This is a genomic window from Ruegeria sp. AP12, from assembly GCF_056540025.1.
The window spans coordinates 1,199,245-1,213,042 of sequence record NZ_JBQFVZ010000001.1 but is presented as its reverse complement, the minus strand read 5'-3'; the positions used below and the strand labels follow the sequence as shown (position 1 = coordinate 1,213,042).

General features: G+C 57.5%; 12 protein-coding genes and 1 tRNA gene. 4 read left to right on the top strand and 9 right to left on the bottom strand.

Annotated elements, in window-relative coordinates; genetic code table 11:
* Positions 1–1,881 (bottom strand): glycosyltransferase, encoded by a 1,881-nt coding sequence (locus tag ACR0E6_RS06060; protein ID WP_480581615.1) that lies wholly within the window; start codon positions 1,879–1,881, stop codon positions 1–3.
* A gap of 81 nt (positions 1,882–1,962) precedes the next feature.
* Positions 1,963–3,129, bottom strand: coding sequence for a glutamine-hydrolyzing carbamoyl-phosphate synthase small subunit (gene carA / locus ACR0E6_RS06055; protein WP_170451420.1), 1,167 nt, complete (start codon positions 3,127–3,129; stop codon positions 1,963–1,965).
* Positions 3,130–3,312: 183 nt separating this feature from the next.
* Here carA and ACR0E6_RS06050 point away from each other — a divergent pair, with 183 nt between their 5' ends.
* Complete coding sequence (locus ACR0E6_RS06050) at positions 3,313–3,798, top strand: GatB/YqeY domain-containing protein (RefSeq protein ID WP_170517930.1); 486 nt, start codon at positions 3,313–3,315, stop codon at positions 3,796–3,798.
* 23 nt (positions 3,799–3,821) lie between these two features.
* Here ACR0E6_RS06050 and ACR0E6_RS06045 read toward each other — a convergent pair whose 3' ends face one another.
* From ACR0E6_RS06045 to ctaD, 3 genes are all read right to left on the bottom strand, one after another.
* Positions 3,822–4,313 (bottom strand): DUF2244 domain-containing protein, encoded by a 492-nt coding sequence (locus ACR0E6_RS06045; protein ID WP_480581613.1) that lies wholly within the window; start codon positions 4,311–4,313, stop codon positions 3,822–3,824.
* A 44-nt stretch (positions 4,314–4,357) separates the two neighbouring features.
* Positions 4,358–4,957 carry a DsbA family protein gene (locus ACR0E6_RS06040; protein WP_480581611.1) on the bottom strand — a complete coding sequence of 200 codons (600 nt, stop codon included), beginning with the start codon at positions 4,955–4,957 and terminating at the stop codon, positions 4,358–4,360.
* A gap of 143 nt (positions 4,958–5,100) precedes the next feature.
* The gene (ctaD, locus tag ACR0E6_RS06035) at positions 5,101–6,759 is read right to left on the bottom strand and encodes a cytochrome c oxidase subunit I (RefSeq protein ID WP_170451412.1); all 1,659 of its coding nucleotides are present in this window, start codon (positions 6,757–6,759) and stop codon (positions 5,101–5,103) included.
* Between the two features lie 294 nt (positions 6,760–7,053).
* On the opposite strand from ctaD, the gene ACR0E6_RS06030 reads away from it, so the two are divergent.
* Positions 7,054–7,470 carry an HIT family protein gene (locus tag ACR0E6_RS06030; protein WP_480581609.1) on the top strand — a complete coding sequence of 139 codons (417 nt, stop codon included), beginning with the start codon at positions 7,054–7,056 and terminating at the stop codon, positions 7,468–7,470.
* A 459-nt stretch (positions 7,471–7,929) separates the two neighbouring features.
* On the opposite strand, the gene lipB is transcribed toward ACR0E6_RS06030, so the two are convergent.
* Together lipB and ACR0E6_RS06020 are read right to left on the bottom strand one after the other, a co-directional pair.
* A complete protein-coding gene (lipB, locus tag ACR0E6_RS06025) occupies positions 7,930–8,586 on the bottom strand; it encodes a lipoyl(octanoyl) transferase LipB (protein ID WP_480581607.1) in 657 nt (218 codons plus the stop codon).
* A gap of 39 nt (positions 8,587–8,625) precedes the next feature.
* Entirely contained in the window at positions 8,626–9,285 is a 660-nt protein-coding gene (locus ACR0E6_RS06020; RefSeq protein ID WP_480581605.1) for a DsbA family oxidoreductase, read from the bottom strand.
* A 141-nt stretch (positions 9,286–9,426) separates the two neighbouring features.
* Between ACR0E6_RS06020 and ACR0E6_RS06015 the strand changes: the two genes are divergently transcribed.
* Positions 9,427–9,513 (top strand) — tRNA-Leu (locus ACR0E6_RS06015).
* A 126-nt stretch (positions 9,514–9,639) separates the two neighbouring features.
* Here the strand turns inward: ACR0E6_RS06015 and ACR0E6_RS06010 are convergent.
* Together ACR0E6_RS06010 and ACR0E6_RS06005 are read right to left on the bottom strand one after the other, a co-directional pair.
* Positions 9,640–10,422 carry an FkbM family methyltransferase gene (locus tag ACR0E6_RS06010; RefSeq protein WP_170517945.1) on the bottom strand — a complete coding sequence of 261 codons (783 nt, stop codon included), beginning with the start codon at positions 10,420–10,422 and terminating at the stop codon, positions 9,640–9,642.
* On the bottom strand, positions 10,409–11,515 hold the full coding sequence (locus tag ACR0E6_RS06005) for a glycosyltransferase family 4 protein (RefSeq protein ID WP_480581603.1): 1,107 nt from the start codon (positions 11,513–11,515) through the stop codon (positions 10,409–10,411). Before ACR0E6_RS06005 ends, ACR0E6_RS06010 begins: the two co-directional genes overlap by 14 nt.
* Before the next feature lie 380 nt (positions 11,516–11,895).
* Between ACR0E6_RS06005 and ACR0E6_RS06000 the strand changes: the two genes are divergently transcribed.
* Entirely contained in the window at positions 11,896–13,779 is a 1,884-nt protein-coding gene (locus ACR0E6_RS06000) for a glycosyltransferase family 2 protein (protein WP_480581601.1), read from the top strand.
* The last annotated feature ends 19 nt before the right edge of the window (positions 13,780–13,798 follow it).

Here is a 13,798-nt window from a genome sequence, read left to right as displayed (position 1 = left end):
TCAGGCTTGCGGCAGGTCCTCTTCGGCCTGCCCATGCTGGGTTTTGTCCCAGAAGAACGGGCAGATCGCGAGCTCCCACAGGGCCTTGTAGGCGGCGAGGACGCCCAGCGGGAAGTAGAAGCACATCGTGGGCACAAACGGTAAAAGATGCCGACGTTCCCGGGCGGACACGGCCAGCATTGCGACGGCCATATTGATCAGCTCAGCCGCCAGAAACAACCAAAGCAGCGTGGTCATCACCGGTGCCGTCAGCAGGGTTTGCATCGGGTTGGGGAGTTGCAGCGCGGACAGCCAGAACATCCACAGGATCGGGGCCAGCAGGAACTGACCCAGCGTGCCCAGAAAGAACGCCTGCACGCCCGCGAACCTGAGCGCTCCCAATTCGCGATACAGGCCTACCGGGTTCCGCATATGCACCAGATAGGTGACCATGAACCCTTTCAGCCAACGCGAGCGTTGTTTCACCCAAGGCCAGGCGCGAAAGTTGGCCTCTTCATAGGTGGTGGTCTCGACCATCTCGGTCCGGTATCCCGCGCGGCTGAGGCGTACGCCCAGATCGGCATCCTCGGTGACGTTATGCGCGTCCCATCCGCCCAGTTCGATGAGCTTGTCACGGCGGAAGAAAAAGGTGGTTCCGCCCAATGGCACCACCAGCCCAAGGCGCGCGATGCCCTGCAGGATCACCCGAAACCAAGAGTTGTATTCGATGGTGAAGCAGCGCGAACGCCAGTTGGTGCGCGGGTTGTAGTAATCCAGCATACCTTGCAGACAGACCACATCCGGCGGGGCCTGAGTGAAATGCTGCACCACCCGCTCAATCTGATCTGGCTCGGGTGCATCTTCGGCATCCCAGACCCCCAGAATATCGCCCCGGCAGAAATCCAGCGCATAGTTCATTGCACGCGGCTTGGTTGTCAGCCCGTTCAGTGCGGGCACCTCGACGGTGCGAATCCAGCTTGGAAGGTCGGCTTTCTCGACGGTTTCGCGGGTGACGTCATCGTGTTCCTCCAGCACCAAAATCACGTCCAGAAGGGCTTTGGGATAGGTCAGCCGTTGCAGCCGTTTGATTAGGGCGCCTGCGATCTCACGCTCCTTATACAAGGGCACCATGATCGACACGCAAGGCTGTCGCAGCGAAACGGGCGTGCAACCGGGATCGGTTTTGGGTGGTTTGATTATCCGCAGCACAAAGGCCAGCGCGCCTGAGAGTCGTAAGGTCATGAACAGGATCAGGGTTGCGACGGCTGCAATCAGCAGGGCGGCAAGTCCAAGCTGGGGAAGGGCCGCAAAAAACGCCATCAGCCCCAGAACCAGAACCGCAGGGCCAATGCGCGACCGGGGTGTCCAGGTGCGGCAGCTTTGCGCCTCATCCACACGGATCTCGGCGGCCTCGGCCAGAACCTGCGAGAATTGACGGGCAATCGCGCGATCAATCTGATCCGGTGCGGCCAGAACGGGAAGGACGGCGTAGGGGCAATCCTGCATCTCGGCAGTGACGGTCGGGAAGCGATCAGGGCGTGCAGTGGCAACCAACAGCAGCGGGCCGGCGCGCATCCATGGTATGACGTTATGGGCCAGCCAGAATTCAACCGGCTTGAAATCGCACAGGCCGGGTGCGGGCGGGATCTGGTCCAGATCGGCGATTTGCCATCCGCTTTGCACGGACAGGGCGGTCAGGACATCCGCGCGGCTGACCCAGCCTTCGCCAACCAGAATTTCGCCCAGCGGGGCCTTTTGCTGGGATTGCAGATGCAGCGCCTGGTCCAACTGCTCCCACGAAATCGCACCTTGTTCGATCAGGCAGGTGCCCAACGGTTTGCGTTGCCCTTGAGGGGGGATCGGGGCGGCAGTGGTAAAATCCTGAAGATTCAATTCAACCATTAAAAAACCCTGACGCAGTGACCTGCCGTCAGGGTTGATCAATCTAGGTTAACAGCGGGTTAACCCCGGGCTTTGCGCCAGTTACGCCTGCGCTTTTCTGTCCGCCATGGCGGCTGCGAAGCGTTCGAACAGGTAGAAGCTGTCCTGTGGGCCGGGCGAGGCCTCGGGGTGGTACTGCACCGAATAGACCGGTCGGTCCGTCATGCGGATACCGCAGTTCGAGCCGTCAAACAGCGAGCGATGGGTCTCGACCACACCGTCGGGCAGGGTCTCGGCATCGACAGCGAAACCGTGGTTCATCGAGGTGATCTCGACCTTGCCGGTTTCCAGATCTTTCACCGGGTGGTTTGCACCGTGGTGGCCGTGGTTCATCTTGATGGTCTGACCACCCAGCGCCAGCGCCAGCATCTGGTGGCCGAGGCAGATGCCAAAGACGGGCAGTTCGGTGCTGTTCAGGATCTCTTTGATCATCGGCACGGCATATTCGCCGGTTGCCGCCGGGTCGCCGGGACCATTGGACAGGAACACGCCGTCAGGCTCGTGCGCCAGAACTTCGGCAGCGGTCGCGGTGGCGGGCAGTACGGTTACGTCACAACCAGCCGAGGCGAGGCAGCGCAGGATGTTGCGTTTCGCACCATAATCCAGCGCCACGACCTTGTGTTGGGGTGCCTTCTGCGGCGCATACCCCTCGGGCCAGGCCCAACGCATTTCGTCCCAGCGGTAGCTTTGGGCACAGGTGACGTCCTTGGCCAGATCCATGCCTTCCAACCCGGCGAAACCGCGCGCGGCGGCAACCAGCGCGGCGATATCGAAATTACCCTTGGGGTCATGCGCCAGCGCCACATGCGGCGCGCCCTGTTGGCGGATGGCGCGGGTCAGGCGGCGGGTATCGATGCCGCCAATCGCGATACGACCGCGACGTTCCAGCCATGTTTTCAACTCTTCGGCCGAGCGCCAGTTCGACGGCTCGGTCGGGTCCCATTTGACCACCATGCCCGCAGCCACCGGATCACCGGTTTCGTCATCTTCGGGGTTCACGCCCACATTGCCGATATGGGGGAAGGTGAAGGTGACGATCTGCCCGGCATAAGAGGGGTCTGTCATGATTTCCTGATACCCGGTCATGGCGGTGTTAAAGCACAGCTCGGCCACTGTCTGGCCGGTTGCGCCGAAGCCTGTGCCGTAAAACAGCGTTCCGTCGGCCAATGCCAGACATGCGGTGGGCTTGGACGGGGCGTTCTGGGCCATGGCGCAACTCTCCTACAGGGTAAATCGGCGCATACCTAAGGGGGTTAACCGCTTTGGTCAAGTGTGTTCAAATTTTCGGCTATTGTTGTTTTTCAATGGGTTAGCTGTGTCTGTGCCCTGTTGTGTCACGCTTTTTGTTTAGATATGTTCGGGGTTCCGTTGTCATGGGGATGGACAAACCAAATGGACATGCGATCACGGGTGAACACCGCCCTGAAGCAAGCAATGAAAGACAAAGCGGCCGAGCGTCTGTCGACCTTGCGCCTTATCAACGCTGCGATCAAAGACCGGGATATTGCGTCCCGTGCTTCCGAGAACGAAGAGGCGAAAGGCTGCGGCGATGCTGAGGTTCTTGAAATCCTTGGTAAAATGACCAAGCAGCGCAAGGAAAGCGCGCGCGCCTACGAAGAGGGCGGACGCCTGGACCTGGCCGAGCGTGAAATGCGCGAAGTTGCGATCATCGAGGAATTCCTGCCCAAACAGCTGGACGACGATGAGGTGACAAAAGCGATTCAGACCGCGATTACAGCCACCGGCGCGGGTTCGATCCGCGATATGGGCAAGGTGATGGGTGAGTTGAAGACCCGCTATACCGGCCAGATGGATTTCGGCAAGGTGGGCCCGATGGTCAAAGACCATCTGTGCGCCGCATCGAACGGCGGCTGCTGAACTCATAATCAGACTTGAAACGCTTACTGCGCGGCGGGTCCGCGCAGTCGCTGCACCAGATCGTCATAGAGGGTGATGCGCTCATCCTCGGACAGGAATGCGCCAATCTCGACCTCGCGCCCGTCTCCGATCAGGGTGATGTAATGCGGCACAGGCCCGCCCTTTTCGTGCATTTCGGGCCGTGCCCAGTAGCGGTTACAGGACCATTCCTGCGCTTGCCTGCCCGGTGTTTGGTGGATCAACCGGGCCTGGTTTCCGTCCAGCGTCAGGACCTCCCAAACACTGCGGGCGCGGTAGTTGGTTTGAATCGCCAGCCACAGGCCCAATACGGTCAGCAGCAAGAACGGCAGCAAACCCCACAGGACGACCGACCCCAGCATGGCCAGTATCGGGATCAGGCCAAACAGGAAGACGGACAGGATCACAATCATCGCACCGCGCGGCGGCAATGAATTATGCGGCCACAGGCGCAGTTCCTGTTCGGTGTCCGAGGTTTGATTCCATTGATACGGCATGGCCGAAACCTAGCGCAGTCTGCGGTCGTGTCTAAGGTTTATTGTCACACAACATGCCCGACACGAGACCAGGACAAGGCGTCATCCAACCTGTCGTCGCCCCAGAAAACCTCATCACTTACGACAAAGCTTGGGGCTCCAAAAACGCCCAGCCTTGTGGCCTGCTCGGTTTGCGCGTCCAGCGCGGCGATGCAGTCCGGGCTGCGGGCGCGGGACAGGATCAGGCGCGGGTCTTGCTGACAGCGCAGCAAGGCCTCGGACAATGCGGTTTCGCTGCCGCCCTCGACGCCTTCTTCAAACCAGATACGATATAGGTTTTGCGTAAACTCCTTGCCCCAATCCTCTTGCATACCCAGCAGGGCCACCTGATTGGCCAACCCAAGGTTCGAGATCGGGTAGGGGGCCGGCAGGTTGGCGTGGATGCGGTATTTGGCCGCCCGACGTTCGATATCGCGCCACATATAGGCGGATTTGACCGGCTTGCCTGCAAAGGGAATGTTCTGTTGCGCCGACATGATCGTGCGCACGTTGAACGGACGCCAATTCACGGTCGCATTGGTTTCCGCGCACCAGTCGTCCAGCCTCATGACGGTGAGAAAGCTGTAGGTGCTGCCAATCGAGTACCAAAAGTCGATTTCGGGCATCTGAACCCCCAGGGTTGCCGGATCAGTTGCCCGAACCATTCTAGCGTATTTTTCGTGATCTGGCGATCTGTGCACCGCATTGGCGTAGGGCAAAGAAAAAACCCCGCCTGTTCGGGCGGGGTTTTCTTAGGTCTCTGACCGGATCAGTGCGCGTGGCCTTTGTCCCAGTCTTCCTGCTTTGGCAGCTGCTCGAACGTGTGTTCAGGCGGCGGTGTGGGCAGGGTCCATTCCAGCGTATCTGCGTACTCGTTCCACGGGTTCGGACGTGTTTCTTTCGCGCCGCGCAGCAGGGCATAGATCACGATGCCGAAGAACAGCAGGAACGAAGCGAACGAGATGAACGCGCCGATCGACGATACAAAGTTCCACTGTGCGAAGGCTTCCGGATAGTCGATGTAGCGACGCGGCATGCCCTGACGGCCCAGGAAGTGCTGGGGGAAGAAGGTCAGGTTGGCGCCGATGAAGAACATCCAGAAATGAACCTTGCCCCAGAACTCGGAATACTGACGACCGGTCATCTTCGAGAAGTAGAAGTACATGCCCGCGAAGATCGCAAAGACGGCACCCAAGCTCATCACGTAGTGGAAGTGCGCCACAACGTAGTAGGTGTCGTGATAGGCGCGGTCGATACCAGCCTGCGACAGAACCACACCCGTCACACCGCCGACGGTGAACAGGAACAGGAAGCCGAAGGCGAAGAGCATCGGCGTCTTGAACTCGATGGAACCGCCCCACATCGTCGCGATCCACGAGAAGACCTTAACGCCGGTTGGAACCGCGATGACCATCGTGGCCAGCATGAAGTAAGCCTGCTGACGCAGCGACATGCCAACGGTGTACATATGGTGCGCCCAAACGACGAAGCCCAGAACACCGATCGCGATGATTGCCCAGACCATCGGCAGGTAACCGAAGATCGGCTTGCGCGAGAAGGTGGCGATCACGTGGCTGATGATGCCGAAGCCCGGCAGGATCACGATGTACACTTCGGGGTGGCCAAAGAACCACAGGATGTGCTGATACAGGATCGGGTCACCGCCACCGGCCGGATCAAAGAAGGTGAAGCCAAAGTTGCGATCCATCAGCAGCATGGTGATCGCGCCCGCCAGAACCGGCAGGGACAACAGAATCAGCCACGAGGTGATGAAGATCGACCAGCTGAACAGCGGCACCTTGAACAGGGTCATGCCCGGGGCACGCATGTTCAGGAAGGTGGTGATCATGTTGATCGCGCCGAGGATCGAGGAGGCGCCCGATACGTGCACGGCGAAGATCGCAAGGTCCATGGACATGCCGCCCTCGGTCGTGGACAGCGGCGGGTACAGAACCCAGCCCACACCCGAACCGAGTTGGTCATTGCCACCAGGGCTCAGCAGCGAGGCGACGCCCAATGAGGTGCCAGCGACGTACAGCCAGAAGGACAGGTTGTTCATCCGCGGGAACGCCATATCCGGCGCACCGATCTGCAACGGCATGAAATAGTTTCCAAATCCGCCGAACAGCGCCGGGATGACCACGAAGAACATCATCAGAACACCGTGATAGGTGATCATCACGTTCCACAAGTGACCGTTGGGGGTGCAGGGGTCGGCCATGAAGCCTTCCATGCACATGTACTGAACACCGGGGTGCATCAGCTCAAGCCGCATGTAGATCGTCATCGCGACCGAGATAAACCCGGCCAGCGCCGAGAAGATCAGGTAGAGAATCCCGATGTCCTTGTGGTTGGTCGACATGAACCAACGCACGAAGAAACTGCGCTGGTCTTCATGATCGTGACCATGAATGGCTGCGTCTGCCATTATAGGTGCCTCCTGTTGCAAATGCACCGCGCAGTCGGACCTCTCCGGCGCGCGGGTTTCCTGCTGGTTTTAGAATGCGAAGTCAGCACCTTCAATGGCCGAGTTTGATCTGGATCAAGAATAATTGTCGCGGGCAGGGAGCTGCACCGCGATTTTGGGCCTGAAGCAGCCCCATATCTGGGTATGTCTTCGAATTGTTCAAGAGACCGGTACCATGCACGTGGCGGTTCCACCTTGACCACCTGCCGCCGGACCCGCAGAACGGTGGGAAACGCTCCAAACCAGAGGCCCGCCATGTCAGCTTACGACCCGGATAACATCTTCGCCAAGATTCTGCGCGGGGAAATCCCCTCGACCCGTGTGTATGAGGATGACGACACGCTGGCCTTCATGGATATCATGCCGCGTTCGGACGGGCATTTTCTGGTCATCCCGAAAACGCCCTGCCGCAATGTTCTGGACGCCACACCGGAACAGTTAAGCGCCGTGATGGCGACTGTTCAGAAACTGGCCGTCGCCGCGAAGACGGCCTTTGCTGCCGATGGCATCACGATCCAACAGTTCAACGAGGCCGCAGGCGGGCAAGAGGTGTTCCATCTGCATTTCCACGTTCTGCCCCGTCACGAGGGCGTGTCGGTGCGCCCGCCCGGTAAAATGGGGGATTTCGATCTGATTGCCGAACATGCAGAGAAGATCAAAGCGGCTTTGTAATCCGAGGGCCTCAAAAACCTAGCGGGCGGTTCCCGGACCAAACGAACTGCCCTGATCCCGCGCCACTCTGCGTGGCAATGGCAAAGCCCAGAAGTTAAGCGGAGTCATTTTCGCGTTGCGATGCAGCAATTCAGATGGCTGGGAAGAGCGGGGCCTGAGAATTGCCGTTCCGATTTGGGGTCGGAACGGCAGACTCGTAACCAAACACTTATCGGATTTCTCGGGGGCAAGCCCCGGAGCACCGGTTAACATACCACTCACTCTAGACTGGTCGTTATATGTTACTCTTTAACGAGTCCCATGTATCCAGAAGAACTGAATTTTAGTTAAAGAAAACGATAATTCCGCCTAATTCCGCTGAAATTGCCCCTGTCTTGGGAAACAGAACAGCAGTTGCGAGGGCATTGTTGTTTCCCTTTACGTCACTTTTCGATTCGCCAACCGGGTGCTTTTAGGGCGCTAGACCTCTGCGTTTTCGAACACTTCGGCAAATGTCTTCTGCAGTGCGGCATCCATATCATCCATTGTCACCGGCAGGCCAAGATCGACCAGCGAGGTCACGCCATATTCGGTGATGCCACAGGGAACGATCCCCGAGAAATGCTCAAGATCCGGTTCCACATTGACCGAGATGCCATGAAAGCTGACCCACTTGCGCAGGCGCAGGCCGATTGCCGCAATCTTGTCCTCGGCGGGTTTGCCGGTCACGGTCAGCGGCTTGTCATCGCGCCGGACCCATACGCCAACGCGCCCGTCGCGAATCTCGCCCTGAACGTTGAATTCCGCCAGCGCGGAAATCACCCAGGTCTCCAGCTGTTTCACGAACCGGCGCACATCGCGGCCGCGCGTGTTGAGGTCCAGCATCACGTAAGCCACGCGCTGTCCGGGTCCGTGATAAGTGTATTCCCCGCCACGTTTGCTTTCATAGACAGGGAACCGGTCCGGATCCGTCAGATCCTCGATCCTGGCAGAGGTCCCGGCCGTGTAGAGCGGCGGGTGCTCCAAGAGCCAGACACATTCATCCGCCTCGCCTGCCGCGATGGCGGCCACGCGCGCCTCCATAAAGGCAACGGCGTCCTCGTACCGGGTCAAACCATCGGTGATTTTCCATTCCATGCTGGCCTCATATCGCGCATGTGGGGCAGGGGGAAGGGCCTATGCCGCCTCGGCCAGACAGCGCTGCAGAACCTGCGCGTAGGTGTCTGTGCCCTGCGCGCCGGTCAACAGGTATTTGCCGCCAAACACCATCGACGGCACGCCCGAGATACCGCGGCTGGTCCAGAATTGCTGTTTCTCGCGCACTGGCGCACCATGCGCGCCCGATTCCAGCGTCACACGCGCGGCCTTAGGGTCCAGACCGACAGTCCCCACCGCATCCATCAGGACGTCAATGTCCGAGACATCCCGTTGCTGCGTGAAACAGGCATCGAACAGCGCCAGCTTCAGCGGACGCTGGCGCCCCTGACCCTCGGCCCAATCCAGCAACTGATGCGCAGAAAACGTGTTAACAATCCGGCTTTCATCATTGAAATTGAACGAAAACCCAAGTTCCGCACCCAATGAGGTCAACCTGTCGCGGGCTTGCTGGCTTTGCTCGGGCGTGGACCCGTATTTCTCGGCAATATGCTCGCGCAGATTCTGGCCCTCGGGCGGCATATTGGGGTTCAGTTCAAACGGATGCCACCTGAGACGCGCCAGGACGCCCAGCTGTTGCAAGGCCAGATCGAGCTGTCGAAAGCCAATGATACACCAGGGGCACACAACATCCGAAACAATATCAACCTGAACAATCGGGCGCGGGTCAGAGCTGGTCATGTCAGTTTCCTGTCAGATCGAATTCTTTGGCTTCCTTGCGATAGATAAGCTTGGCCTGGGCGAATTTAAACCAAGACATTTTTGCCTCTTCACATCGCCAGCATCAGCGTCTATACGCCCCTCTACCAAGTCACTGGCAGTGCGGTCGTGGCGGAATTGGTAGACGCGCAGCGTTGAGGTCGCTGTGGGGTAACTCCCGTGGAAGTTCGAGTCTTCTCGACCGCACCAAATTTTCAAGATAACATGCAGTTTAGGGCGTTAATCCGAAGCATTGGGCTTTCGGTGTGGTGCCGGGCTGCGTTGGTTCCCTCAGCTCGTCAACTGGTTTCCCGAAGCTGCTTTGTGAACCAACGGCTACTCTAAATCGAACCACTTTGAGTCCCACCGAACGAACAGCAAGTCACAATCGGGCGCGTCCCTGTCGACGGGGCGCAGGGCCTCTATCAATTCAAAACTGTGTTTGCCCATCTCTGCCACAAAATCGCTGAACCGGTACCCGTCCTTGAAACGCCGTTTTACCGAGACCTCTGCAATGACGAAATCGGTCCGCTTCAAGGTTTCTTCGGCCCCTCGGATAACGGCGAGTTCATTGCCCTCCGTGTCGATCTTCAGACCAAACCGGCCAGGAATGTCGGAGGTGTAGGAATCAAGGCGCCGTTTATCCACGATGCGCTTTTCCATCTTCACGATGCGATTTTCATATTCCTCAGAGAAACCCGCGACACTCGCCAAAGATCGCCGTTTGCGATCCGTGGTGGGGATGATCAGTTCGGCCTGGCCTTCATCTGCGTCCAACGCCACGATGTTGAGGTCATAATCGATACGCTCGCGCCATGGTGCAACCCGTTGGGCTGTTTCTTCAATCGGATCGAACAGGATGAACTTCTTGTCGGGGAAAGCCTCGTACAGGAAAGGGGTTCCGGCGTCCACGCCGACATCAAGGATTGTGTCCACATCAAAGCCGAAACTGCCAAGGTTCTTCGCAGTCACACCGCCGCTGATCACGGTCAGGCCTGCGCTGTTGAGCCTGCGCATGACTGGTCGGGGGCCGATGAAGTCACCACTTTCAAACTCGACAACTTTCAGGCCGACGGATCGCAGCAATTTACGAAACGAAAAAGCATCAATCTTTGGCATTCTGCAGCCCCATGGGTTTGGAAGTGGCCTGAGAAGCGGAAGCCTTATCTTCGTTCAGCGCGTCCCGTAACGCCCGGCTTTGCAATTCCGGCCGAATTGATACCGCATGATCCATACAGACCGCACGGATTTTCAGCAGGTCTTCGGGATCAAAATCGATCAGTTTACGCATTTGGAACATCATGCCGCGCGGATTTCCGTCTGCGTATAGGAACTCGTGTACGGCGTCCGGAAGGTGGTCTCTAAGCGGTCTGACGTTCGGCCCGACAATGGGTAGGCCATAGGTCAGCGCCAGATTCACCGAACCCGACGTCAGAATTCGGCTGAATGGCGCGACGCAGGCATGGCTACCTGCAATAACATCGCGCAGGTCTTGGTCTGGCAGATACCTGTCGTGAAACCTGACATTGGGCATTTCCCGGATCGGTTGCTGTCCCTTGCGCTCGCCCGCGATAACGGCCCCTGCAATGTCCAGCTCCCACGCTTGATCCCGGATATAGAGCGATTTCAGCGCTTGCCACATAAACTGCCCGCCGCGATTTTCCTGCACTTTTCCGATATGAACAAACCTGCGGTGCTGGGATGGTGCGAGAGCGCCACGCCGCGCCAAAGTGTCTTCGGCCGGCTCGTAGACCCCCAGATAGCTTGGATGCGCGACCAGTAGGATTTTTTCCCAGGGTATTCCGTAAGTTTCGGTCATCAGCTCAACTGCATAAGGCGTATGCAAGTGAATTTTGTCTGCTTGCCGAACCAGCAGGGCGCGCCCTTCGTGGATGGTGTCCATGTCCCTCGCAGAATTGTGCGGGTGGAAGTTGTGAACGGTCCAAACGATCTTTACGCCTTTTTCTCTCAACGCCGCCAAACCTGCTTCGATCTTTGCAAAACGATCTTGAGCCGGGATGTCATTCCTGCTGCCGAACTCAACTGTCTCCCAATGTATCCAGTATATGTCACCCTTTTGCATAGGAGGCAGTTCACCAGCATAAAACGCCCTGAGCCGCACAACCCGGACATCGTAGCCTGAGAAACTGCTGTAAACCATGCTCTGATACGGATTGTTCCCCAGCGGCGCGTTGGAAAAAATCGTCGGCATTAACTCAATCCCTATTCAGGCCCTTAAAGCGCGGCGCAAAGTCATCGTCGCATTTGCCTATATCGACAATCCGCCTGCCGACCTCAACCAGTAAGGCCTATAAGGTCGCGTGTCGGTTGCGCAAGGCAATGGACTGATCACTTGCTGTGTGTAAACACGTTGTTCGTGGTGCATGACGCGCCGGTCAAGTGGCAAGGCGCATATTTGTAAAAGGGACTATTGTCGAGGCATCGTGTCCGTGCAATCACGTCTGCTCGCTTGCAAAGCCCGGTGCGGAACCGTAACAAAGCTGGGCGTTCAAGTTTGTCTGCAAGCGCCCGGCAAGGCCTGATATTGCAGGAACTCCTACGGTTCGGAATGAAGGTCACGGGTGATAGTTGATGAGACTTGTCGTATCCACGATGAAAGACGAGGGGCCGTTCATCCTGGAGTGGATAGCCTACTATCTTTCAATCGGGTTCACGCATTTCATTGTCAATTCCAATGACTGTTCAGACGGGACGGATGCCATCCTGAAACGGTGTGAAGAGCTTGGGTTTCTGGCCCATATCGACAATCCGGGTCCGTGGGATTTTGGGCCGCAGGCGTCGGCCTATTCAAATGCGATGCAGCATCCCTGGTACAAGGAAGCCGAGTGGATCATGGTGTGCGATGTGGATGAGTTTTTTGACATCCGCATCGGCGACGGAACGTTGGACGATCTGTTTCAGGCACAGCCGCATGCCGACGGGTTCGCGGCGCTTTGGCAGTTGTTTGGTCACAACGGGATCGTTGATTTTGAAGATCGCTTCATAACCGAACAGTTCACCAAAGCAGGCGAGTTGGGAGCGGTGCTGCCGCAAAACCTGCGTGCGTTCAAATCTCTGATCCGAAACAACGGATCGTATTATGCGCTCAATACGCACCGTCCTCGTGGACCTGTTCGTGGCAAGGCAGAGCGCTTTGCCTGGATTGACGGGGACGGGGATCCTTTGCCACCCGCGATGCGGCGCAGGGGCTGGGCCTTTTCCACCACCGGTGCAGGGTTCGGGGGCAACTTGTTCCGCATGAACCACTATGCGGTGCGGTCCATTGAAAGCTACCTGATGAAGCGCGTACGCGGCGATGTGAATACCACGGCCTTTCATCCGAAGATGGAGGCGACCGGGCAGGCGTATTGGCATTTGCACTGCTATAACGAGGTTGAAGAAACCTCGATCCTGTCAAAGGTTGCGCGTCTTCGTGAAACCTTTGATCGGCTGCGGTCGGACACTGTTCTGGATGAATTGCACCAGCAAGCGGTGGCATTCCACAAGGATCGGATCTCGGTCATTCGGGAAACCGAAGCTGCAAGCAGTTTTATAAAAAAATACAAGAACTTCAAAGGCGGGCAGAATGTGAAAGCGCTGGATCTGGGGGTTATTGAAGAGGCCAATATTTCCTTTGATCCTACGATGTACAAGGATCCAAACGTTACATTTGCTCAGGTCGCCAAGTGGAACCGCATTGGGCAAATGGCGAAAGCGCAGAACTCGAAACCAAAGAATTATCCGTGGTTTGTGCGACTGGATGCTCTGGAGACGCCGCTACAGTATGAAGAGGCTGCCGCGCAGCACGCGATCATCACCGAACCAACACAGGTTTCTGTGCCCTTTGATCCCAAGGATTCCTGCCATCTGCCTATTGCTTCGCCCGAAATCGCAAGAACGGCAGAGCAGCGGCGAGATTTCTTGCAGTCAATTAGTGGGAAGAAAAATTGGGTTCTCATTGGGCAGGTTGAAACTGAAATCGTTGAAGAGATTCTTGCCTTACAGTCGGTTGCAAGGCTGACGATCCTGGCACCTTGGGGGTTGTCGTGGGACGGCTACGCTTGTGATGACACAACGCAGAACCCGGACCTTCAGGCAATGGACCGCGCGTTCTACGCATTTTTGGAGTTTTTTCGTGAACCAATTCTAGCAGGGCGATTGCGTATCTACCGTGCGATGCCACAACTGATGCTTAAATTCTTCAAAAATGAATCTGTTGGTGTTGCGATCATTAGGGGTGTGCGCTCTGAACGTATCACGAACCAATTGTTACGCCGGATCGACCGCGTCCTCGCACCCGGTGGAAGCATCGCTTTCACGACCTATCGGCGCCGTGGGGGTGGGTCCTATGCCGGGATGAACGCGGCCATCAACAGCTTTTTGGGGCAGAATGCGACCCGTTACAGGGTGACCAGTCTGCAGCCACCGTGGCTTGGGATCGACAAGTTACCGCCACTTAACGCAGAAGAGACTTAGCTTCTGGCTCTTGTCTTGT

Excerpts from the sequence above, each read along its gene's own strand:
- ACR0E6_RS06050 (WP_170517930.1), top strand. The coding sequence starts at position 3,313 with ATGGACATGCGATCACGGGTGAACACCGCCCTGAAGCAAGCAATGAAA.
- ACR0E6_RS06045 (WP_480581613.1), bottom strand. The coding sequence starts at position 4,313 with ATGCCGTATCAATGGAATCAAACCTCGGACACCGAACAGGAACTGCGC.
- carA (WP_170451420.1), bottom strand. The coding sequence starts at position 3,129 with ATGGCCCAGAACGCCCCGTCCAAGCCCACCGCATGTCTGGCATTGGCC.
- ACR0E6_RS06060 (WP_480581615.1), bottom strand. The coding sequence starts at position 1,881 with ATGGTTGAATTGAATCTTCAGGATTTTACCACTGCCGCCCCGATCCCC.
- lipB (WP_480581607.1), bottom strand. The coding sequence starts at position 8,586 with ATGGAATGGAAAATCACCGATGGTTTGACCCGGTACGAGGACGCCGTT.
- ACR0E6_RS06010 (WP_170517945.1), bottom strand. The coding sequence starts at position 10,422 with ATGCCAAAGATTGATGCTTTTTCGTTTCGTAAATTGCTGCGATCCGTC.
- ctaD (WP_170451412.1), bottom strand. The coding sequence starts at position 6,759 with ATGGCAGACGCAGCCATTCATGGTCACGATCATGAAGACCAGCGCAGT.
- ACR0E6_RS06000 (WP_480581601.1), top strand. The coding sequence starts at position 11,896 with ATGAGACTTGTCGTATCCACGATGAAAGACGAGGGGCCGTTCATCCTG.
- ACR0E6_RS06040 (WP_480581611.1), bottom strand. The coding sequence starts at position 4,957 with ATGCCCGAAATCGACTTTTGGTACTCGATTGGCAGCACCTACAGCTTT.
- ACR0E6_RS06030 (WP_480581609.1), top strand. The coding sequence starts at position 7,054 with ATGTCAGCTTACGACCCGGATAACATCTTCGCCAAGATTCTGCGCGGG.
- ACR0E6_RS06005 (WP_480581603.1), bottom strand. The coding sequence starts at position 11,515 with ATGCCGACGATTTTTTCCAACGCGCCGCTGGGGAACAATCCGTATCAG.
- ACR0E6_RS06020 (WP_480581605.1), bottom strand. The coding sequence starts at position 9,285 with ATGACCAGCTCTGACCCGCGCCCGATTGTTCAGGTTGATATTGTTTCG.